Annotated in this window: 12 protein-coding genes and 11 pseudogenes; 11 read left to right on the forward strand and 12 right to left on the reverse strand. The window is 57.4% G+C overall.

Annotation, left to right across the window (positions count from 1 at the left end; translation table 11 throughout):
- Window positions 1-71: 71 nt before the first annotated feature.
- Together BA011_RS45610 and BA011_RS45615 are read right to left on the reverse strand one after the other, a co-directional pair.
- Window positions 72-398 (reverse strand): annotated as a pseudogene (locus BA011_RS45610) (plasmid partitioning protein RepA); the annotation flags it as partial.
- Window positions 399-818: 420 nt separating this feature from the next.
- Window positions 819-1020 (reverse strand): annotated as a pseudogene (locus tag BA011_RS45615) (DDE-type integrase/transposase/recombinase); the annotation flags it as partial.
- 135 nt (window positions 1021-1155) lie between these two features.
- On the opposite strand from BA011_RS45615, the gene BA011_RS35085 reads away from it, so the two are divergent.
- Window positions 1156-2355 carry an IS256 family transposase gene (locus BA011_RS35085; protein WP_065284243.1) on the forward strand — a complete coding sequence of 400 codons (1200 nt, stop codon included), beginning with the start codon at window positions 1156-1158 and terminating at the stop codon, window positions 2353-2355.
- Between the two features lie 71 nt (window positions 2356-2426).
- On the opposite strand, the pseudogene BA011_RS45620 reads toward BA011_RS35085, so the two are convergent.
- Window positions 2427-2531, reverse strand: a pseudogene (locus BA011_RS45620) (recombinase family protein); the annotation flags it as partial.
- A gap of 88 nt (window positions 2532-2619) precedes the next feature.
- On the opposite strand from BA011_RS45620, the pseudogene BA011_RS35090 reads away from it, so the two are divergent.
- Window positions 2620-3637, forward strand: a pseudogene (locus BA011_RS35090) (IS5 family transposase).
- A 16-nt stretch (window positions 3638-3653) separates the two neighbouring features.
- Here the strand turns inward: BA011_RS35090 and BA011_RS43230 are convergent.
- Window positions 3654-3794, reverse strand: a pseudogene (locus tag BA011_RS43230) (helix-turn-helix domain-containing protein); the annotation flags it as partial.
- A gap of 140 nt (window positions 3795-3934) precedes the next feature.
- Between BA011_RS43230 and BA011_RS43235 the strand changes: the two are divergent.
- Window positions 3935-4123, forward strand: a pseudogene (locus tag BA011_RS43235) (IS6 family transposase); the annotation flags it as partial.
- A 251-nt stretch (window positions 4124-4374) separates the two neighbouring features.
- Here the strand turns inward: BA011_RS43235 and hemN are convergent.
- The 3 genes from hemN to BA011_RS45625 form a co-directional block, all read right to left on the reverse strand.
- Window positions 4375-5709, reverse strand: a complete 1335-nt coding sequence (gene hemN / locus BA011_RS35100) for an oxygen-independent coproporphyrinogen III oxidase (protein ID WP_064245495.1) — start codon at window positions 5707-5709, stop codon at window positions 4375-4377.
- A gap of 572 nt (window positions 5710-6281) precedes the next feature.
- Window positions 6282-7562, reverse strand: a complete 1281-nt coding sequence (gene repA, locus BA011_RS35105; protein WP_065284245.1) for a plasmid partitioning protein RepA — start codon at window positions 7560-7562, stop codon at window positions 6282-6284.
- A 387-nt stretch (window positions 7563-7949) separates the two neighbouring features.
- Window positions 7950-9122 carry a hypothetical protein gene (locus BA011_RS45625; protein ID WP_237352845.1) on the reverse strand — a complete coding sequence of 391 codons (1173 nt, stop codon included), beginning with the start codon at window positions 9120-9122 and terminating at the stop codon, window positions 7950-7952.
- Window positions 9123-9472: 350 nt separating this feature from the next.
- Here BA011_RS45625 and BA011_RS43240 point away from each other — a divergent pair.
- Window positions 9473-9838, forward strand: a pseudogene (locus BA011_RS43240) (IS110 family transposase); the annotation flags it as partial.
- Between the two features lie 358 nt (window positions 9839-10196).
- Here the strand turns inward: BA011_RS43240 and BA011_RS35120 are convergent.
- The 4 genes from BA011_RS35120 to BA011_RS44615 are packed head-to-tail and all read right to left on the reverse strand — an operon-like array spanning window position 10197 to window position 13596.
- A complete protein-coding gene (locus tag BA011_RS35120) occupies window positions 10197-11198 on the reverse strand; it encodes a tyrosine-type recombinase/integrase (protein ID WP_027664909.1) in 1002 nt (333 codons plus the stop codon).
- Window positions 11195-12118, reverse strand: a complete 924-nt coding sequence (locus BA011_RS35125) for a tyrosine-type recombinase/integrase (protein WP_027664908.1) — start codon at window positions 12116-12118, stop codon at window positions 11195-11197. Before BA011_RS35125 ends, BA011_RS35120 begins: the two co-directional genes overlap by 4 nt.
- On the reverse strand, window positions 12115-13356 hold the full coding sequence (locus BA011_RS35130) for a site-specific integrase (RefSeq protein WP_027664907.1): 1242 nt from the start codon (window positions 13354-13356) through the stop codon (window positions 12115-12117). Before BA011_RS35130 ends, BA011_RS35125 begins: the two co-directional genes overlap by 4 nt.
- Before the next feature lie 51 nt (window positions 13357-13407).
- Window positions 13408-13596 (reverse strand): hypothetical protein, encoded by a 189-nt coding sequence (locus tag BA011_RS44615; RefSeq protein WP_065284246.1) that lies wholly within the window; start codon window positions 13594-13596, stop codon window positions 13408-13410.
- A gap of 312 nt (window positions 13597-13908) precedes the next feature.
- Here BA011_RS44615 and BA011_RS35140 point away from each other — a divergent pair, with 312 nt between their 5' ends.
- The 7 genes and pseudogenes from BA011_RS35140 (at window position 13909) to BA011_RS35165 (ending at window position 17557) form a co-directional block, all read left to right on the forward strand.
- A complete protein-coding gene (locus BA011_RS35140; RefSeq protein ID WP_065284247.1) occupies window positions 13909-14088 on the forward strand; it encodes a hypothetical protein in 180 nt (59 codons plus the stop codon).
- Window positions 14075-14389: pseudogene (locus BA011_RS35145) on the forward strand (recombinase family protein); the annotation flags it as partial. The gene BA011_RS35140 and the pseudogene BA011_RS35145, both read left to right, overlap by 14 nt.
- An 84-nt stretch (window positions 14390-14473) precedes the next feature.
- Window positions 14474-15224 (forward strand): annotated as a pseudogene (locus tag BA011_RS35150) (IS6-like element ISRle7 family transposase).
- Between the two features lie 203 nt (window positions 15225-15427).
- Window positions 15428-15571 (forward strand): annotated as a pseudogene (locus BA011_RS45630) (glucoamylase); the annotation flags it as partial.
- Window positions 15572-15605: 34 nt separating this feature from the next.
- Entirely contained in the window at window positions 15606-16004 is a 399-nt protein-coding gene (locus BA011_RS45635; protein WP_064245492.1) for an FAD-dependent oxidoreductase, read from the forward strand.
- A pseudogene (locus tag BA011_RS45640) lies at window positions 15956-16339 on the forward strand (GMC oxidoreductase); the annotation flags it as partial. The gene BA011_RS45635 and the pseudogene BA011_RS45640, both read left to right, overlap by 49 nt.
- Before the next feature lie 99 nt (window positions 16340-16438).
- Window positions 16439-17557, forward strand: coding sequence for a ferritin-like domain-containing protein (locus tag BA011_RS35165; RefSeq protein WP_065284250.1), 1119 nt, complete (start codon window positions 16439-16441; stop codon window positions 17555-17557).
- A gap of 292 nt (window positions 17558-17849) precedes the next feature.
- On the opposite strand, the gene BA011_RS35175 is transcribed toward BA011_RS35165, so the two are convergent.
- Window positions 17850-20579 carry a benzoate-CoA ligase family protein gene (locus tag BA011_RS35175; protein ID WP_237352847.1) on the reverse strand — a complete coding sequence of 910 codons (2730 nt, stop codon included), beginning with the start codon at window positions 20577-20579 and terminating at the stop codon, window positions 17850-17852.
- Window positions 20580-20871 lie beyond the last annotated feature (292 nt).

Below are 20871 nucleotides of genomic sequence, written 5' to 3' on the forward strand. Positions count from 1 at the left end.
CCCAGCGCAGGATCTCCCTGATCGCCTGCGACGACGGAACTTGGCCGCTGCGCCCGGTGGTTCTTGCGGGCCGCGGCTACTGAGATGATTTGTAGTTTCTCACCCTCGCGCCTGCGCGGGCAAAACTTCAAAGCCTCTTTCGGACGGGCCGAAGCGAGATAAGCACCGGAGTTCGTTAATCTGTCGAAGCGTATAGGAGCGTCGTCCTGCGGTCCCGAACTCCGGTGTTGGCCCCAGCCCATCAATTGACAACTGGCGCAGATAACACGGCCTGTCGTCGAGAATTTTTTCGGGAGCTCGCCCCGCGCGCTTAGGCGATCCCAGAGGTCTTCGCCATGGCGCTGAATGCGCTCCGACGTTGCCTCCATTCGATCGCGAGGATTCTCAGATTGTGTGATCAATGATGGCATGACGCTTTTCTTGCTATATGACGTTATGAATCCGTCACCGACTCCTAACACGTTGGCTAGGTCAGTCAATAGCCAACAAGCATTTGCCGGCAACAAACTTACCCGCTCCATCGGAGCAGCCTTCGTCAGCCTCATTGAGTTTTTGTGTATTTCTCTCTCAGTCGGGCGCTGCGACGCAATTTCCTCGGCGATCCGCTCCGCGGTCCGGCGTGGACTAGCCTCCGACCGGGATGAACGTTCCTCCATGCCGCCGACGCCTTCGCAGCGCGCCACGACCTTCGCCGTCATCCTATATGTCTGCGCAGCCTGGGCTTTGAAACAACGGCCCTGCGCTGTCACGTTGTTTGAACGGCAGGCGAGTCAAGGCCCGTGCGGACAGTTTCAGACGAGCTGGCCGCTGACGGCTTTCTACTGGGCCATGGCTTGCGGTCGGTGATTGCGAATCTGGTTGGCAGAATATTTTGTGTGATCTGGAACGAAGAGATTGCGAACGACTGAGAACAGCGAAACAAAAATGTTGCAAGCTCCCGATTGATCGGAATCCCTGGCGCATTCGTTCCCGTTTTCGAAACGGCAGATGCGAATTCTCCGCCCGGTTGTTCAAGCTCTTGGATCGTGTCCCGGCACGTGGTGTAGGTGGCGGGAGGTAGCAAATCCGAGCGCCCGCGCGCTTTTCATAGCGCTGTAGCGGGTGATTGGGTTTGCGGGCGGCCATCAGTGTTTTCCGCTAGGGTCGGGTTGTTGAATGACCAATGACATGATGAACGTGCGCTCGCTTGTTGAGAAGAGCGCCGATGCAGATTTGTTGCGTGAGATGATCGGCTTTGCCGCCGAGCGGCTGATGGAGCTGGAGGTCGGCTCGGCCACCGGTGCTGACTTCGGCGAGAAGAACCCGATGCGCCTTGCTCAACGCAACGGCTACCGCGACCGCGATTGGGAGACGCGAGCCGGAACCGTTGAACTCCGCATTCCGAAGCTGCGCAAGGGAAGCTATTTTCCGAGCTTTCTCGAGCCGCGCCGTATGGCAGAGAAGGCTCTGACAGCCGTTATCCAGGAAGCGTATATCCAGGGAATCTCGACCCGTTCTGTCGACGATCTGATCAAGGCCATGGGCATGTCGGGCATCTCCAAAAGCCAGGTGAGCCGCCTGTGCGAGGAAATCAACGTCAAGGTAAAGGCGTTTCTCGACAGACCGATTGAGGGCGAGTGGCCGTACGTCTGGGTGGATGCGACGTACCTCAAAGTCCGGCGTGGCGGTCGCATCGTCTCCGTCGCCGTCATCATTGCTGTGGGCGTCAATAACGACGGACGGCGCGAGGTCCTGGGTATGGAGGTCGGCACATCGGAGGCAGAACCGATCTGGACGGAGTTCCTGCGCAGGCTGACACGTCGAGGATTGCGGGGCGTGAAGCTCGTCGTCTCCGATGCGCATGAAGGTCTCAAAGCCGCCGTCACCAAGGTTCTCAACGCCACTTGGCAAAGGTGCCGGGTTCACTTCATGAGAAACGTCCTGGCACATGCCGGAAAGAGCGGCAGGCGGGTGGTATCCGCCTTCATCGCAACGGCCTTCGCCCAAGAGACGCCGGAGGCAGCAAGCGCTCAATGGCGCAGCGTCGCCGATCAGATCAGACCGAAAGTGCCGAAGCTTGCCACCATCATGGACGACGCTGAAGAGGACGTGCTCGCATACATGACCTTCCCGAAAGAGCACCGTGCAAAGCTGCACTCGACGAATCCAATCGAGCGTCTCAACGGCGAAATCAAGCGACGCACCGAGGTGGTCGGTATCTTTCCGAACGACGAAGCGATCGTCCGCCTCGTTGGCGCGCTGCTGCTCGAACAGAACGACGAATGGGCCGTCCAACGCGCCAGGTACATGACGCTTGAGACCATGGCCCAAATGAGCGATGATCCCCAAATCAGTCTGCCCGCTGTGGCTCGCTGATATCCGCTCCGACCCATGTCGGAAAGCACGGCCATCAGCCGTCAGCTACACCACTCCCGTGGACACGATCTTTCGGCGCGATTAATCTTCGGTGGGCGCCCTTTGTAGATGCCGCGTCTCCTGGCGGCGGCGATGCCTTCTTCAGCTTGTCGCTCGCGCCGCAGGTTGGTTTCGAACGGCGTTGTTGCGTGGATCACCCGTCGACTGATATTGAGCGGTGGTTTTCAGTCTCAAGTTTTCAGTCTCCTGATCCGGATTTCGACGATGCCGCACAAGTTCAATGCCGATCGGCGGGACAAGATTGCCAAGCAGAAATATCAAGTTACGAATTGGCCGGCATATAATGAAAGCCTGCGTCAACGTGGTGATTTGACCATCTGGGTGAAGGATGAGGCCCTGTCTTTATGGACGGCGCGGAGGCGGACATCGCGGGGTGGTCAGCCGAAATACTCGGATCTGGCGATTACGTTGTGCTTGACCCTGCGCGTCGTCTACGGGCTGGCGCTACGCCAGACCCAAGGCTTGATGCGCAGTGTCGCGGCGCTGATGGGGTTCGATATTGCCGTGCCTGACGTCTCCACCCTGTCTCGCCGGAGCAAAGGGCTGGCGTTGCCGTCGACAAAGTCCCGAGCCACAACATCAGGTCCGGTCCATCTGGTTGTCGACAGCACCGGCTTGAAGGTCTTCGGCGAGGGCGAGTGGCTGGAAAACAAGCACAAAACCAAGGCCAAACGCAAAAGATGGCGCAAACTGCACCTTGGTCTCAATCTTGTCAGTGGTGAGATTGTTTGTCCGATCTGACGTGGATGATGTCGGCGATCCGACAGCGTTACCAGGACTTCTGGACCAGATCGGTGGCCCCGTCGAGAAGTTCATTGCCGACGGCGCCTATGATGGAACGCCAAGCCGAGATCTTCTGGCGACACGCTTTGGTGAGATCGTGGAGGTCATTATCCCACCTCCCAAGACTGCCGTTGCCAGCCCTCAATCGGTGCTGGTTCCATCTGTCCGCGATCGCCATATTGCAGAAATCCAGACCAAAGGGCGGATGGCATGGCAGAAATCCACCGGCTACAACAAGCGCAGTCGCGCTGAGACCCAGATGGGTCGATGGAAGGCTGTGATCGGGCCCAAACTCAAAGCCCGACATTTTGACAATCAGAAGACTGAAGCGAAGATTGGCGTCCGTGTTCCTAACCGGATGACAGAACTTGGCCGGGCCCAAGTTCGAGCGCGTTGCATGAAAAATGCGGTGGATAGGGTTGCCTCGTCTAAAGTCTGATCCATGCAACAGTGCTGGGCTCCATGGTGCCCCGCTCTATCTGGGAAATATGGCTCTGCGTCAGACCCGAGCGCGCACTTAGCTCGCGCTGGCTCATGTTCTTGGCCTCGCGCGCTGCGCGTATCTGCTGGGTGATGTGCTCGGTCTTATATGCCATATCATTATCCTATATCATACGATACCGTATATTCGGGATAATATATAGCATCTTGCCGTAACGACACGTATTTAGTCCTCGACTTCCGCGAACTCCGGATCATCGTCTTCAGACGACAAATAGCGTTCGCCGGTCAACATCGGATGAAGAAGAACATGCCCAAAAACGGCGGCTTCCAGTCCTTCAACACGGCGCGTCGAACGAACGCTGGTTTTGAGGCGGTGCTGTGGCGGAGGAAAAGATTCGGATTTTTGGGCGACTGGATAGTCAACGGTCAGAACGACCTGCTCGCGCGCCTCTTCGGACTTCAAAAGGTTAACAAAGCATGAAACGCAGGCCGTTCGACGCATAACTGCGGCTGACGGAATAATTCTTGCGACAAGCCCCATCAACTTGCCTGTCGCAAGTTGACCTGCTCCCGGCCTTGACCGGAAAGCTCGGCGATCGAACCAGCTACACCACTCCCTCGAACATCATCTGCCGACGTGAGTGCCTGCCGCACCACTCGTGTGTTGCGATAGTCATCAACCGTTCCGCGCGTGTGAAACCACGCAATTCAAAGCGCCGGGTTTGCAAGAACTTAGTTCGGTATTCGGTCTTGATAAACATCGAATGCGGCAGCGACAGTACGCAACATAAAGCGGTGCTCCTGTCGAACCCGAACGATACCCTTCTGCACGTCCAAGATACCGTCCTCCGCAAACATCGCCAGACGCTCAACTGAATCGAGAAAAGCGATCCAATCAAAGCCATGAACACGGCATATGACAGGAACATCAGCTTCCAGATCGCACATTAGCCGCTCGATGATTGCGGCTCTCAGTCGATCTTCGCTGGTTAGACGATAGCCCTTTGACGTAGCAAAACGGCCAGATGCGATGTTCCTGCTATACAAACTTGGTGTAAGTTCGTTTTGCACATAACCGTCGCCTACACGGCCAATAGCTGACGCGCCGAAGCCGATCACTGTTGTGCAGGTGTCTGCCGAATAGCCCAAAGAGTTACGTCGCAGCCGGCCGGCCTTCTGCGCCAACGCAAGCTCATCGTCCGGTAAAGCGAAATGATCGAGGCCGATCGGGAGGTAGCCTTCTGCAATCAGGGTGTTGGCCACGGCCGCGGCCTGATCGGCGCGAGCTGACAGACCCGGCAGCGCCTCCTCCTCGATCAGACGTTGGTTTTTTCTATAGGATGGAACATGTGCGTAGCCGAACACGGCAAATCGACTGGGGTGCATGGCGGCAGCAGCTCTCGCGGTGTTGACGCAGGACTGCACCGTCTGATTTGGAAGACCGTAGATCAAGTCGAAATTGATGCGGTTTATGCCGTGGCGGCGCAGTTGATTGACCACAGTCGCCGTCAGTTCCTCGGGTTGGATTCGATTGATTGCTTTTTGAACATCGGGATCGAAGCTCTGTACGCCGATGCTCGCTCGGTTCACCCCGGCCGCTCCAAAGGCTTCTGCCATTTCGGTGGTGAACGTGCGCGGGTCGATCTCCACGGCGACCGTCGCCGTCGTTCCGAATGCGAATCGGCGACGCAGAAGTTCCATGAGGCTCATGAACTCCGATGGCTTGATGATGCTTGGAGTTCCGCCACCGAAATGCACGTCACCGACCGACAGCGGTTGCGTCGTCTTCTCCGCAACCATATGGATTTCCTCACGCATCAGGGTGACATAATCGAGGATCGAGGCGTCCTGACGAGTGATGCTCGTGGGAAAGCCGCAATACCAGCACATTGATCGACAGAATGGTATGTGGAGATATAGCGATACTGGATCGTCGGATGGAAGACCCCTCAGCCATTCCCCATAATCCTTTGCGCCGACCGCCGTCGAAAATCTTGGTACAGTTGGATAGATGGTGTACCAAGGCAGGCGAGCATCATAATACTTTGTTTGGAGTGAGCTCTGCATTGATTATCTCCCATCTGATATTGGCTTTTCATCCGCTGGCGTGGCAGGGATTTCGACCGCTTTGACTTCTAGATCTACTCACTAACCCGCATTAGCCACTTTGCGCTGACCGAGAGTCTTCGACCTTTTTGTGAAATCGCCAGATACATAGCCGATGAAATCGCCTTCATCTGCCTTATCTGAGGGCCGTCTTTGTACCAGATCTCCTTCATCAGAGGATGAGCTCGTCGGCCGTTGCAGTGCTCTCTTCTGCTGTAACCCGATAACCTGAAGTCCCCTCTCCCCGTATTGCTCCCGCGCCCGTACCGGCCTGGCTCAGTGCCGGCACACCATATCCGCAGTCACTGGAAAAGAGCTCGAGGATGTAGATGGAGCCGGCTCTCTTTGCGCGTACGCGCTCCCGCGGCGTTGACACGATGGAGACACTCCATGACGAGGTTATTTGCTCTCGCAAATTGCGAGAGGGTGATCTCACAAAGTGTCTGCTTCGTAATCCCCGCGTCCGCCATGGCGTTGGCCTCCTTCAAGAGCTCAGCCGGTTCGATCGAGGCGCATGCGCTACGTGCGTCCGCTCATTTGCTAAGCCCCCTGGATTGGGAGTTCGCCTTGCCTTCGGTCTTAGAGCGCGAAGCCTGCGACACATACATCGGGGGACGGCCCCAAACCTCGGATATGATGTCCATTACCTCCGCATTCGTGGAATTCAGGGTTTCCATCGCTTGCTCGTACGCCGATCGGCCTACCGCTCCGGCTGACAGCTCATACAACGATCGGTTTTTGAGCCCCGCTTCCCGGATCGCGTCCGATTCCCAGACGGTCGCAGTCAACAAATCATCCCCCAGGGAGTCCCGCAGTAGTGTGACTGCCTCCTGCTCTGAGACGTCATGCGGGTTGTGCCTTGTCACCAAGAATTTGACAAAATCATAATTGACCGACCTCCCAGCCTTTTCGATCAATGAAACGAAATGAGAGAAGAAGTTGAGGAACATGGCCGTTTTCGCGATATCAGCCAATTGCGGGCGGGCCATCACCAGCACGCCGGTGGCTGCTTCAAACGCACCGACGGTTAAGAAGCCGCCGCATTCAGGTGCACAGTGGATGACGACGACGTCGTAATCCGCGTCGACTTCCTTAAGCGCAGACACCATCCTGATGCTAGCGTCTGGGTACCTGAAGTTCTCGCTGTGGTAGCGCCGCGAACATTCCTCTTCGAATTCGCCGAGCTCGGAAGAACCCGGCACGAAATGAAGACCATCAAAATGGGTTTTTTGGATTATAGAGCGCATACTGACCCGATGGTCATCATAGCGTATCGCGGCATACATGCTCGCATTGTCGACGGGTAAGGTAGCCGTGAAATAACCGTACATTTCCGACAATGAGCCCTTGGGATCGAGATCTACAGCGAGAACGCGGAAACCTTGAAGTGCAAGGCCCTGCGCCAGATAAAACGATGTGGTGGTGCTTGCGGGGCCGGCGACTACCGAGATGATCTGCAGCTTATCACCCTCGCGCCGCCGCGGGCAAAACTTCAAAGCCTCTTTCGGACGGGACGAAGCGAGATAGGCACGGAGTTCATTGATCTGTCGAAGCGTATAGGAGCGCCGTCCTGCGGTCCCTAACTCCGGTGTTGGCCCCAGCCCATCAATTGACAACTGGCGCAGATAACTGCCCGACACACCGAGAATCTCGGCAACCTCGCCCAAGGAGAACGGGCGCAAGGGCCTGTCGTCGAGAATTTTTTCGGGAGCTGCGCCCCGCGCGCGTAGACGATCCCAGAGTTCTTTGCCATGGCGCCGAATGCGCTCCGACGTTGTGTCCAGTTGAAAGAGTGGATTCTTACAGTGTGGCATAAGTGGCCTCGCGACGATGTTTCTTGTGCATGACATTTTTATTCTGTTATCTGCGCCCGTCAAGGTTGAGGGAACCAGCACGCAGGTCTTTCTCGTATGGACCGGATCCGCCCGATAATGCGGGGGCGATGCCGGGCAGGCGAGGTAATAGATCTCGTTGACTTCCAGATCGAGCTTGCGGAAAAGGTCTAGCGCAGCACATTGCGCCGCTCGCATGCAAGATCAGATCTCGTCCTCCGCGAAACAAGCGCGGCGAGGTCCCTGCCGCTACCGGGACAATGCCGGACCGGGCGCCGATGGCGAAGATAGTCGGTCATGCGCAGATCTCCATCGCCGGCCAGCTTTCGGCGGTTCGCTTTCTCGGGCAGCGTCATGGCAGGGCCGGTGTTAGTGCCCAATTGCATGGCGGGCAATTGACCAGATGAAATCCGTCGGCATAGCAACGGCTGCCTGGTCGAGCTTGCCGGGGTTGGTCCAGAACCAATTCGGATCCGGCGCGCCATTCGGGCTGCAGGAACCGGATGGATTGGGGCAGAGCGCCGGGATCGGCGGGTCGACGAATCCTGCTGGCGTCGTCTTTATTCCCTTCGCGTTGACGGCGGCACGCGCATGGCAGGTGATGCAGGACGAAGTGTCCGCGAATCCGGCCTCCGTTACCGAATTGCCAAGTTGCGTAGGCACGCCGGTCGCCGAGACGAAGTCGGTCTGGCTGCCCTTCAGGCAGTAATGTTCCCACACGGGTGAAAGGCCTGCAGAGCCCAGCACCGCTTTCAGTGCGTCGTTCTTTGCACAGGCGCTGTAGGGCCGATCAAGGACCTCATTCGCGTCCACGTCGGCGACAACCGCACCATAGGCATCATGGCATCCGGTATAATCGCAACGGCCTGGATTGTTCTGGTGCTCGAACGTTGCCCAGGTCCAGTTGGGCAGCACCTTACTGATGATATGCATGGCGACTAGCGCGTATTTCTTCCCGTCAGGTGCCTCGCTGACATAATAATCGGCGCTATCGACCTCATCGGCGGGTACCCAATTTGCCTTGACTTCCATGGCGCCGACAGGAGCTGAGATCGGCCGGCCGGCATTATAGAAGGATCGCAGACCGGCCTTGGTAAAGAGCTGGTTGCAAACGATGTAATCGAAAGTCGCCTGGTTGCGGCGAACTTCTTCGCTCCCGTCGGGCGACCCATGCGGGACGAGGCCCATCGGAGCCAACTGCTGGAGGGCTGGAAGACTCAGTATTTTTGGGCTGGCCACGGGAGTGGGGATTTCCGCCGCTGCAGCGACCGCACCCGACTGTCCACAGGACGGGTCACCCTTGGCGCCCGGGAAAATTGGGTGCGGGGTGAATGTATCTTCGTTCGAAGCCCATGTTTCGAACAAAACCTTGCCGGGCGTCGCCGCGACGGGAGCAGCGACATAAGCGAGGAAACGCCAGGACGCCTCGTCCGGCCTGTTGATTGCCAGGTTGGCATCGACCGACTGGGCGAAGCCGTCGAGGGCTATGGACGCCAACGTAAAAGCGGCACCCGTTGCAAATAATCTGGAAATCCAGTGCATCTTGTCCTCCAAGCAGGTTCATCAGTCTCCGAGCTTTTTCGGAGGTGATTTTGTATTTTCGTTGCCTATTCGGGGCATCCCGCCGTGGCGCTGAATGCGTTCCGACGTCGTCACTATTTAATGGCGCTGGTTCTCAAAAGTGGCATATAATCCTTTGTGATGGTTTTTTATATGTATGACGCTTCTAACGCGTCTCTCTCTAAAACGCAATACCCTGTGCCAGTCAACAAGCACTTTGCTGCGCCAACAAACTCACCGCTCCATCGGAGCAGGCCTTTCGTCAGCTCATTGAATTTTCTCTTAGTGGGGTGCCGCGTGGGCTAGCCTTCGATCGGAATGAATTTCTCCGTGCCGGCGGCGCCTTCGCAACGCGCCGCGACCATCGGTTTGCGCAGTTACAACAGAAGGCCCGGCTCCGAACGGGAAGATCGTTTCCCATCGTTACGATCCAGGAAGCGGGATTGGACGGCTTTTGACATCGCGTGCTAGAGGCAAACGGGATCGAGAGTTACGTTGTTGATGCGGCTTCAATCGCTACGTCACGTCGGCGCCGGCGCGCGAAGACCCATAAGATTGATGGGGAAGCGCTTCTCCGCGCACCGCTTGCTTTCAAGCGCGGCGAGCCACGTGTATGCGCAATGGTCAAAACGCCGAGCCCAGAGGATGAAGATCGGCGTCGCATTTGCCGGGAACGTAAAATGTTGATTGCGGAACGGGCAACCGACAGAACGGCGTTGGTGTAAACCTTGAGGTGGCGAACACTCAAAAGCTCGACGCGCTGCAGCAGCATTTATGGACGGCTTTCGATAGATATTGCCAGCAAGGGTATCTCCACGCTTCTGGCAATGATCCTGGTCACGCCGCAACTTCAGCTAAACCGCTTGTCGTTGGCGGGGGCGGATTGCGACACGACATGTCGGCAAGCCATGCCTGCGGATCGATGTCGTTGAGCTTGGCGGTTTATGCCGACCGTCGAACTATGCCGAGTGTCTCTTCTATTGTTTGCAGCAAACCGTGCGTTCCCGGCCCGTTCGGCGGGTCGCTGTTGTTTGGCACTCGGCATAGTTCTCATGCTCAGAGGGCGTTCAGGAATTCCAGAAGCCGGTCGCTTGGTCGAAATCGCTCGGCCTTGGCGCGTTCGTACGGCTTCAGCTTTGCGAGTGCAGATTCCTTCAGTTCGAGATGTGCATGAAGATAGGTCAACGTCGTTTCCATCGCTTCGTGGCCCAACCACAGGGCAATTACGGAGCAGTCGACGCCCGCCTGCAGCAACTCCATGGCAGCAGAGTGCCGCAAGACATGGGGCGAGACCCGCTTTGAGCGAAGGGAGATGCAGTGCTCACGTGCTTTGGCGACATATTTGTTCAGCAGCGCCTGCACGCCGTCCGCGCTGAGCCTGCCACCGTGCATATTCGGAAAGAGAGCCGTTGCGCCCCGCTTCCCTGGCTCCCTGAGCCACCGCTGGAGGGCTTGCTGTGCAACCTTCGTGAGCGGCGTACTTCGCTCTTTGCGGCCCTTGCCGACGCATTGCACATGCGCACCGCGGCCGAGCACTACCGAGTCTCGGTCGAGGTCGATGATCTCCGAGACCCGCAGCCCCGTTTGCGCGGCCAGCAATAGCAGAGTGTAATCGCGGCGTCCCAGCCACGTGTTTCGATCCGTACAGTCCAGGATCGCTTCAATCTCGGGCCTGGTTAGGAACTGAAGCTGCCGCTTGTCGCATCGCTTGCTGGGGATCGCGAGCACACGCTGAATGTGGGCGCTGTGTGCCGGCTCCTCAAACGCCGCATATCGGAAGAAAGAGCGGATGGCTGTGAGGCGGAGATTCCGGGTCCGCACCGAGGCGGATCTCTGCGTCTCAAGATCCTCCAGGAATGCGCCGATGAAAGGAGCGTCCAAATCCCGCAGCGTCAACTGGGATGGGGATCTCCCAATGCGCGTCTGTGCGAAAGCAAACAGGAGCCTGAAGGTGTCGCGATAGGAGGCGATGGTATTGGAACTTACACCTCGATGCTTCATAAGCCGATCCGTAAACCACCGCTCGATTAGCACGGGCAGGTCGTTCGTGTGTCTCATGACCGGACCTCCCAACGCTTATCCAATCGCCGTACGGCATGGTTCATCAGTTCCGGCGTGGCCGACAGATACCAATAGGTGTCGCGAACATTGGCATGGCCGAGGAAGGTTGAGAGAACGGGCAGCTCGCGTTCCACATCTTCGCCGGCGCGATGCCAGTTGATCAGGGTCTGGACGGCGAAACGGTGACGAAGATCATGAATCCGTGGGCCATCTCGATTCCCCTCCTGTCGTAATCCGATTTGCCGGGATAGTCGCCAGAACACGCGATGCACGTATTGATGCAGCAATCTGCCGCCTTGTTCGGCGACGAAGAAATAGGGACTGCGCGGCGTACCAAGGTGTGCATCGCGTCGGGCGGCGTAGCCCGAAAGGACAGCAATTGTCGTGGCATGCAGCGGGACCAGCCGTGACTTGCCAAACTTTGTCTCTCGGATGGTGAGGACGCCCTGGTCGAGATCGACATCGGCCCGGAGCAGGCTGAGCGCTTCGGAATGGCGCAGTCCGGCCACTGCTATCAGCCCGAACAGGCAGTGATATGTCCAGCGCCGCAGAGCGTTGGCCGGCGGCAACGACAGTGCCGCCGCCAAAAGTGTCTGAATCTCGATCTCGCTATAGATGTAGGGCTTTGTCCGCCGTGCCGGTGCTACAGCGTCGCTTGGTAGCACTTCTGTCAAAGGATCGAAATAACTGAGGTGCTGTGCAAAGCAGCGCACATCAGACAGGCGGATGGACCAGCTTGGCTGCCGGCCCATCGAGGTGACCCACTCCATTGCCAGATCATTCGTGATGGTCTCGGCGCCGCGGGATTCCATGAAAGCGACGAACTCCGACAATCGTTTTGCCGGACCGTCATATTTGTATCCCAGCCCTTGGCGCATGCCGATGTAGCGCTCAAACGCGGTGCCAAGCCGGCTCATTGGACACCTCCCGGCCAGGGTAGGCTCAGTTCACGCAGCTTATCAATATCGAGCTTGGCATAGATTCTTGTACTGTCGATGCTTCGATGGCGGAGCAGTTGGCCGATCTCAGCAAAGCTGGCGCCCGATCGCAAAAGGTCAGTCGCAAGGCTGTGGCGGAAAAGATGGGCGCCGTGATGCGCATAGCCTTCAATGTCGGCCTGTTCGAGTGCTTGCTTAGCGATCCACGTGATGGCGCTGCCAGATGTAAAACCCACGTGCGGGGCGAGTGTTCGTAGGAAAAGTCGTCGACATGCCGAGGCTGGACGCCCATGTCGGATATAAGCGACGAGTGCTGTTCCGACGTCGTGACGCAGCGGCATAGTCGCTTGGCGTCGTCCCTTTCCGTGTACGAGGATCGTGCCCGACTGCCAGTCGATATCGTCAAGATTGAGGTTGGAAACTTCGCTGGCGCGCAAACCGAGCTTGGCGAGGATCATCAGAACCGCGTAGTCCCGACGACCCATTGCCGTCGTCCGATCACAGGCATCGAGAACCTTCTGGACTTTCTCGGGCGGGAGAAATGTTGGAAGGCCGGCAAGTCGCCAGCGGCGGATGGACGGCACACAGCCAGCGAGCGGCATCGAGATGAAACCCTTCAGATGCAAATAGCGCAGGAAGGCACGCACAACCCCGCACATGGCTTTGCCACTGTCGGCGGAACCATCGAGCGCATGTCGCTCGACATAACCGATCACGGTCTGCGGGGTGAGCGCTGCAAACCCGTCTACGCCTAAAGGGCACACCTCCCGGAGAAATCGAAGCGACAGAAGCTTGTGGCTCCCCATAGTCGCGGCGGCGAGCCCTCTCTCAGTCGAGAGATATTGCCCGAATACATCGACGATCTTCTCGTGCTCACTGCGCAGAATCGGAAGTGCGGCTGGTATTAAGCCTTTCTCCCGTAACGCCAAAAGCAAGCGGCGGAGTGCCGATCGATCGCCCGAGTCGGGCTTCCAGTGCTTGAAACGATGCTCAAGAAAGCGGTCGACGTGAACCTCGCTTAAATCCTGCGGAGCATGTCCATTGCCAACATGCCAGTCCATCAGATCCCGAAACAGGCTCAGCGAGCGCCACGTGCAATGCCGACCCAAACCTTCGTTCGACATTTTGGCGGCGTAAACGCCCGCAAACTCCCGATACGGACCATAGACCAGCTTCCGGTATAGGGCGCTGCGATTCAAATAGTCAGTTGCGTTCATGTGTCCTCTCCTTCGCGTCAACTGCGACGGAGAGACCCTAAACTATGCCGACTAGCTGCCCGCTATGATGCCGGAAACGTTGGCAAAAAGTTGATTAATCGGCATAGTTCGACGGTCGGCATAAACGGCGTTATGCCGCGCGCGGCATAAGCAGGTCATGATGAGCGTGGCCATGAACGCGGCACGATCAGCACCACGCTCCGATCCGGCGAAGAGCCATGACTTCCTGCCGAGCGCCATCCCCCGTTCATTCTGCCCATGTCGGCGATGAAGTCGAAGTCCATTATCGCTGGCATCCGTATTTCGGCCAAAAGATTTCCATTCGCCGCGTCGAAGAACGAGCGACAGGTCGGTTTCTGAAGGTTTTGGGCCCCTCAGGTGTGGTGGTCTCGATTTCGGGGTGGATGATTGATCCTGTGGTGTGCGGCGGCATGACCATGGGAACGGCACGCGTCGATCTTGCGGCGCTGATCGAACTGGACAGACTGGTCTCAGGCGGTGCGAAGGCGGCACTCTTCCGAGGTGAACATAGAATCACTCAGGAGGAAGATGATGAGATCCCGCAACACGCTGGTGCCGGCGTCGGGCCGGCAGCTCGACCTGATATTCAAAACCCGCACGCTCGACGGACTGAGCGACAAGGATCGCGAGAAGGCGATATCAACACTGGCTTGCCTGCTGATGCAGGCGGCCGGTCTGGCCGTCGAGGAGTTCAACGATGATCAGCACTGATCTGATTCCGACAGTGCTGCTTGAACGCAAGGCCGTCGTTTACGTTCGGCAGTCCACTCAGTCACAGGTGATGACCAATCTGGAAAGCCAGCGACGGCAGTATGATCTTGTTGACGTCGCACGACAGCGCGGCTTTCTCGACGTTGAGGTCATCGACGATGACCTCGGACGCTCTGCCAGCGGAACGGTCGCGCGCCCCGGCTTCGATCGTCTCGTCGCCCTGCTGTGCGCCGGCAAAGTTGGTGCCGTTTTATGCTTCGACGCCTCACGGCTCGCACGTAACGGCCGCGACTGGCACCATCGGGCCTGTCGCAAATTTTTCCGCTTAACCCTATGTTGACCATCCGCAGAGAATTTGCCGCTCCGAAAGTTGCGGAGCGAACCGATGATTCTGAATGCCATTGCCGAAAAGCTGAAGCGCCAGTCGAAGGATGATTTCAAAGGCAGGCATTTCGAGGCCTGGCTGATTGTACAGGCGGTCGCTTGGTACCTTCGTTATCCGCTCAGCTATCGGGATATCGAGGAGATGTTCGGGGAACGCGGCTTCGTGGTCGATCACAGCACAATTAATCGGTGGGTATTGGCCTACGCGCCGATGATTGAGAAGCGGCTGCGTCAGTTCCGCCGGCCACATTGCGGCTCTGTTCGCGTCGATGAGACCTATGTCAAGATCCGCGGCAAATGGCGATACCTATATCGGGCCATCGACAACACGGCAATCCGATGGACTTCCTGTTGACGGCGAAGCGCGATCTCGACGCCGCCAAACGGTTCTTCCGCAAGATGCTCAAAGACGAGCCCTTGTTGTCGCCGAATAAGATCGGGACGGACGGGCCAACACCTTCCCGTCAACGATCAAAACGTCGGTTGATGATGGGCTTCTACATCCGGACCCCGTCCACTATGTCACCAAGCACCTCCAGCAAGGCATCGAAAGTGACCATTTCCGGGTAAAGAAGAACATGCCAAAAATCGGTGGCTTCCAATCTTTCAACACGGCGCGGCGAACCATCGCGGGTTTCGAGGCGATGCTGTGGCTGAGGAAAGGCTTCGGCCTCTCGGGCAGTTGGACCATCAACGATCAGAACGATCTGCTTGCGCGCCTCTTCGGACTGCAGAAAGTTAACAAAGCATGAAACTGAAGATGCTCAAGGGATAATCGCGCGCTCCGAAAATGTTTGCGACAGGCCCGCCGGCGGCGCAATCATCTCGAAACAAAGGACGACCTCATCGGAAACGGCAACAAACTGAGCAATAGTACTTATTTACGACATCACAAATATAGCTAGTCTAGCGGCGTCTTGTCCCGCCAAATTTCAATCAATTGTGGAGTCAGCCGATGACAGCAGCGTTTTGGAGTCAGCCGACGACAGTTGCGGATTTGACCAGTACAGGCGTGGCTATCGGCGCTCTTGCGCCTGTGGTTACTCTGACACCTGCCCTCGCGCAGACCGACTTGGTTGCGTTGTCGCGCTATTTTTCCTGATGCGGCTTTGCGGGAATGATGGAGGATCAAAGTGCTTTTCCCACTCGAATCAGCGCTGAAGGCGGATTCCAAGTCTGTCGCAGCGTCTGGCGACTACGATATCGTCGTCGTTGGCTCCGGCATTTCCGGAGCTATAATTGCCAAGCAGGCTGCAGGAGCTGGCAAGCGTGTCCTTGTGCTTGAAGCCGGAACCGGTGCCAATAGCTCTTTGGCAGGCTATAACGATCTGCTGACGACCTTCTATTCGGCAGCCACCAAGGATAACCAGTCGCCCTTTCCGCTGAATGCGAACGCGGCCATGCCCCGCAGCACGCAGCTTCGCAAGCTGCAGGCGGGGGAAACCGATAGCTCGACCTATATCGTTCAATCCGGACCTTATGCGGCAATATGCGGCCCATCCTGTCGTTCACGGTTCCGGAATATACCATGAAGGATGCCGCCTATGGCCGCCAGTTTGCGCGCACCGTCTTTACGCGTCTGGGCGCGCAGGATCATACCCATTACGACCCCAGCGATTTCGGCTATGTGGCCTATGAGGGGCAAGGCTATGCGATCCGCGGCGGCAATCATCTGGCCGACACCCACATCATGGGAACGACGAAGACCAATTCCGTCGTGGACAAGAACCACCGCAGCTGGGACCACGAAAACCTCTACCTCGTGGGTGGCGGCAGTATGCCGACGATCGGCACAGCCAATGTCACCTTGACGCTGGCCGCCATGTGCTTCCGAAGCGGTCGCGACATTCTGAAATATCTGCACTGAACAAAGACCAATATCCGATACGCGGAACGAACTGCGGAACTCGACGCAAGCGACACGAAGCCGGACTGTGCACCTAACTATATTCCAAGGAGCTTGAGGATGGATCCTTATGGCATTAAGACGCTCGATGAGCTGAAAGAGTTTCTCCACCGTGCGATGCAGCTCGAACATGCGACGATTCCGCCGTATCTGACGGCACTTTACTCGATTAAGCCCGGTGTAAACCGGGATGCGGCGCAAGTTCTTCGCGTGATCGTCGTGGAAGAAATGCTGGATTTGACCATTGCGGCCAATATCCTCAATGCCATCGGTGGCACGCCGGATCTTACTAGGCCAGATTTCGCGGTTAACTATCCCGCCTCGCTCCCTGACGGCGAGACCGACTTTAAGGTCAGCATACAGGCTTTCAGCCGTGAAGCGCTGGCGACATTCTTGAAAATCGAGCGGCCGGCCCGGCGCCCCGAACATCTCGCTGGCAAGGGCCTGATACAACGCAAAAACTCCCCGCATATCACAGCGCTTGGCAGTGATCCGAGGCACGAAGATCTCCATTTCTTCAGTATCGGCGAGTTCTACGCGACCATCGCGGAAGGCATCAAATACCTGGAGGCCGAAGCGCATGGGGCGGGCACAACCATCTTTACCGGCGACAGTTCGCGCCAGATCACCTCGGAATATTATTACTCCGGCGGCGGCGAACTGTTTCCCGTGACCGATCTGAAAAGCGCCTTGGAAGCCATCGAGCTGATCATGGAACAGGGCGAAGGTGACGGTGGCGGTATCTACGACGATGACGAGCACGAACTGGCCCATTACTATCGTTTCGATGAACTGGTCAAAGGCCGCTATTACCGGAAAGGTGATCAGCCCGACCACCCCACGGGTCCGCATTTGCAGGTCGACTGGGAAGGAGCTTATCCCATCAAACCGAACCTCAAGGTGGCGGAAATATCCGAAGGCTCGGAATTGCGTGAGGCGGCGACCGACTTCAATACATGTTATGGCGAGTTTCTGGAGCTTTTGACGCGTGCCTATAATGGCCAGCCGAGCTTGCTGCTGGAAGCCGTTCCGATCATGTTCGAATTCCGCAATATAATCGTTGAGCTGATCCGCAATCCCCTGCCGGGCCATCCCGGTAAGTACAGCAGCCCCACCTACGAGATTCCCCACAGTGCCAAACAGGCAGCTGTCACCGGGCAGGCGGAGCTGATCGCATGAGCAGCCGTTTCGATGCATTTCTCGACCTTTCTGTCGAATTGACGGCCTTTTCCCGCTTCGATCTTTTGGGAGCGGGCCTGGCGGAACTCTCGACACGCTCGACACGGTGGTCGGGAGTGAGGTCGCCGACACGCTGCTCACCGCCCTTCGTCACCTTGCCCCATCCGTTCAGTTCCACATCCGTGCACCAACGCCAGAAAACATAAGACATAAAATCACTGTTCCTCTTCGCATTCAGATGGGAGATCGCACAACAGCCGAGCCGTACTAAACCGCGCGGGCCGCGGGTCGTTCAATCCACGGGGACCGGCAATTTTAACAATGATTGCCTGTCGATCTTGCCTGTTCCGGTCTTCGGCAGTTCGGCGACATACTGAATGATGCGTGGGTATTTGTAGGGCATCAGAGTCGATTTCACGTAGTCGCGCAGGATGCGGGTTTGCGCATCGCCATGCACCGCGCCATCGCGCAATTTCACCACGGCCCGCAATGTCATACGGCGATCCTCCAATTCATGTGCGAGGACGGCGCACTCATGCACGTCGGGATGTTCGTTGAGGCAGCGTTCAACCTCCATCGGCCAGACCCATTGCCCGGAGACCTTGATCAAATCGTCGGTGCGACCCAGAAAGTAATAATAACCATCCCGCTCGACGAAACGGTCTCCGGTGGCAATCCAGTCTCCACGCATCGTCTCGCTCGTCTTGTCGGCGCGGTTCCAATAGCAAGGCGCGGAAGAATGACCGCGGATGAGCATTGCGCCCTCCTCGCCCGGTTCGACCGGCTCACCATCTGGCGTGACGAGCCTGATTTCGTAGCCCGGAACGCGCGCGCCGGCGGCACCGATACGGTGATCGTCGAGTTGGTTGGAAAGATAGATGTGTAAAAGCTCGGTCGAGCCCAGCCCTTCGGTCGGACCGTGCCCGGTAAGATGTTTCCAGGCATTGTAGACGTCTTCCGAGAGGATTTCGGCCGCCGACATCGATTGCCGCAGCGACGAGAGATCCCTTGTCTTGGCTGAATTCGCGCGAACCAGAGCAGTGTAGAGGGTCGGCAACCCAAACAGCACGGTTGGTTTGAACGTTTCGACCATGTCCAGCACGGCCTCAGGCAACGGTTGCCCGCCCATCAGCAACGTCGTTGCGCCAATTGAGAAGGGGAAAGTAAACGAGTTCCCGAACCCGTAGGCGAAATAAATCTTCGGCGCCGAAAAACAGATATCTTCCTTTTTCAATTTAAGGACATGTTTTCCGAACGACGCTTGAGTATAGGCCATATCATGGTGGAGATGGACAATGCCCTTCGGACGGCCCGTAGAGCCTGAGGAATACATCCAGAAGGCCATATCGTCCGGACCCGTATCGGCGCAGGGCAATTCATCCGGCTGGCCGTTCAGAAAGGTAGCCGCAGCAATCCTCTCTGTGCCGTCAGCCACTCCGTTGACAGTCACCACCTGAGCGACAGCTGTCCCATCGAGAACCTCCGCCCCGAATTTGTCCGCCAACGCCGCCTCGCAGAGCGCGATTCGGGCTCCGGTGTCCTTAAGGTAAAAGTTAAGCGTATCGGGCGTCGTCTGAATGTTCAAAAGAACGGGGACAAAACCTGCCCGCACGGCCCCAAAGAAAGCTGCCGGACAGGCGGGCGTGTCATCGAGGAAGAAAGGGATGCGCTCCCCACGCTGCAGACCAGCGGCGATGAAGGCATTCCCCCAGCGCGAGGCCTCGGCCACAAGCTCCGCATAAGTCAGCGATCCCAGGGGACCGATCACAGCGAGCTTGTCGGGATTGCGGGCGAGATTGTCCCACAGAATAGACGAGCAGTTCGGATGTGCTGTCTTGTCGAAGCCGATTTCGACCGCTCCCGGAACGTCGTCGCCAACCGGATCGCTGATCTTTTGCCCCTCACTCGCCTTCGATGCGTCATAGCGGGCCATGAATTGCGGCGTGATTTTGCGCAGTCGGTCCATGTCCACCCGGCCCGAACGTGTCATGTAGTCGAAGGCGAAATCCAGGGGCTCCATCCTCATCTTCGAAGCAAAGCCGTCATACCAGTTCGCAGATGTATTCGCGGCGTTGACAATTTTCCTCGCAATGGGGGACCTCTCCGCTTGATAGGCTGCTAGCGCTGCGTCCACGTCCTCATGGGCCGCGAGAGCGCTGACCAGGGCGATGGCATCCTCCATCGCTAAACGCGTGCCCGAACCGATTGAAAAATGCGCCGTATGCGCGGCGTCGCCCAACAGCACATGCCGCCCCGCTACCCATTTGTCGCACCATAGACGGGGGAACTGCCGCCACATCGACTTGTTGGTGATCAGCGGGGCGCCTTGGAGAACATCACGGAAAATCTCCCCGCAGAGCCGAGCACTTCCTTCTTCACCGAGGGCATTGAAATCCCAAGCTTTGAAGGTGTCGTCGTCGCATTCGACGATGAATGTGCTGCGATCCGGCGAAAAGCGGTAGTGATGCGCATTGAGTGCGCCATTTTCCGTCTCGACGAAGCTCTGGGTCAGGGTGTCGAACGGACGGGTCGTGCCGAACCACGCGAAGTGATTGCCAAGAACCTCCAAATGCGGCGCAAATTCTGATCCAAGGGTCCGTCGCACGAGGGAATTCACCCCGTCCGCGCCGACGATCAGATCCGCTTTGAGTTCGTCGAGCGACTCGACGATGTGGGAAAAGCGAAACTCGACACCAAGCGCTGCTGCTCGCTTACGCAGGATCTCGATCAGTTCCAGGCGACCGATAGCGGAAAAACCGACCCCGTCTAAGGCAACGCTGCCCTTGGGCAGGTTGAGGGTCATGTTCTGCCAGCTCTCCATATGCGGCGTGACTAGGCTATGCGTTTCTGGATCGTCCGCCTTCAGGAAATCCAGCGCCTGATCTGAAAAAACAACCCCGAAACCGAAAGTCGCTCCCTGCGGATTTTGTTCGCTGATCCGAACCCTGATATGCGGCAGCAGACGCCGCAAAAGAATTCCGGTGTAGAGCCCAGCAGGTCCACCACCAAGGATCTCGATCATTGAAAGTCCCATATTCTCCTCGCAGGGGGCTTTGACAATGTGAGACAGGGCATAGTACGTTGTCCAAAACAATGAACCAAGCTAATTTGTCCCAGAAGGTCAAATTTGGGGACTGCGACGCAGCCGGAATCGTGTTTTATCCCAATTACTTCGCGTGGTTCGATCCCACTTTTCACAGCTGGTTGCTGCCGCACGGAGGACATGGCGCCCTTGTCACGCGATTGGGAGCGATAGGGATTGGCCTCATGCAGGTGTATCGCCCGAACGGATGATCGCGACGGCTTCCGCGCCG

It is taken from the genome of Rhizobium leguminosarum (assembly GCF_001679785.1).
Classification (GTDB): Bacteria; Pseudomonadota; Alphaproteobacteria; order Rhizobiales; family Rhizobiaceae; genus Rhizobium; species Rhizobium leguminosarum_R.

Coding starts and splice junctions, on each gene's coding strand:
- BA011_RS44615 (WP_065284246.1), bottom strand. CDS start 13,596: ATGGCGCTCGGCAGGAAGTCATGGCTCTTCGCCGGATCGGAGCGTGGT.
- BA011_RS45625 (WP_237352845.1), bottom strand. CDS start 9,122: ATGCACTGGATTTCCAGATTATTTGCAACGGGTGCCGCTTTTACGTTG.
- BA011_RS35130 (WP_027664907.1), bottom strand. CDS start 13,356: ATGAACGCAACTGACTATTTGAATCGCAGCGCCCTATACCGGAAGCTG.
- repA (WP_065284245.1), bottom strand. CDS start 7,562: ATGCCACACTGTAAGAATCCACTCTTTCAACTGGACACAACGTCGGAG.
- hemN (WP_064245495.1), bottom strand. CDS start 5,709: ATGCAGAGCTCACTCCAAACAAAGTATTATGATGCTCGCCTGCCTTGG.
- BA011_RS35120 (WP_027664909.1), bottom strand. CDS start 11,198: ATGAGACACACGAACGACCTGCCCGTGCTAATCGAGCGGTGGTTTACG.
- BA011_RS35140 (WP_065284247.1), top strand. CDS start 13,909: ATGAGATCCCGCAACACGCTGGTGCCGGCGTCGGGCCGGCAGCTCGAC.
- BA011_RS35085 (WP_065284243.1), top strand. CDS start 1,156: ATGACCAATGACATGATGAACGTGCGCTCGCTTGTTGAGAAGAGCGCC.
- BA011_RS35165 (WP_065284250.1), top strand. CDS start 16,439: ATGGATCCTTATGGCATTAAGACGCTCGATGAGCTGAAAGAGTTTCTC.
- BA011_RS35125 (WP_027664908.1), bottom strand. CDS start 12,118: ATGAGCCGGCTTGGCACCGCGTTTGAGCGCTACATCGGCATGCGCCAA.
- BA011_RS35175 (WP_237352847.1), bottom strand. CDS start 20,579: ATGATCGAGATCCTTGGTGGTGGACCTGCTGGGCTCTACACCGGAATT.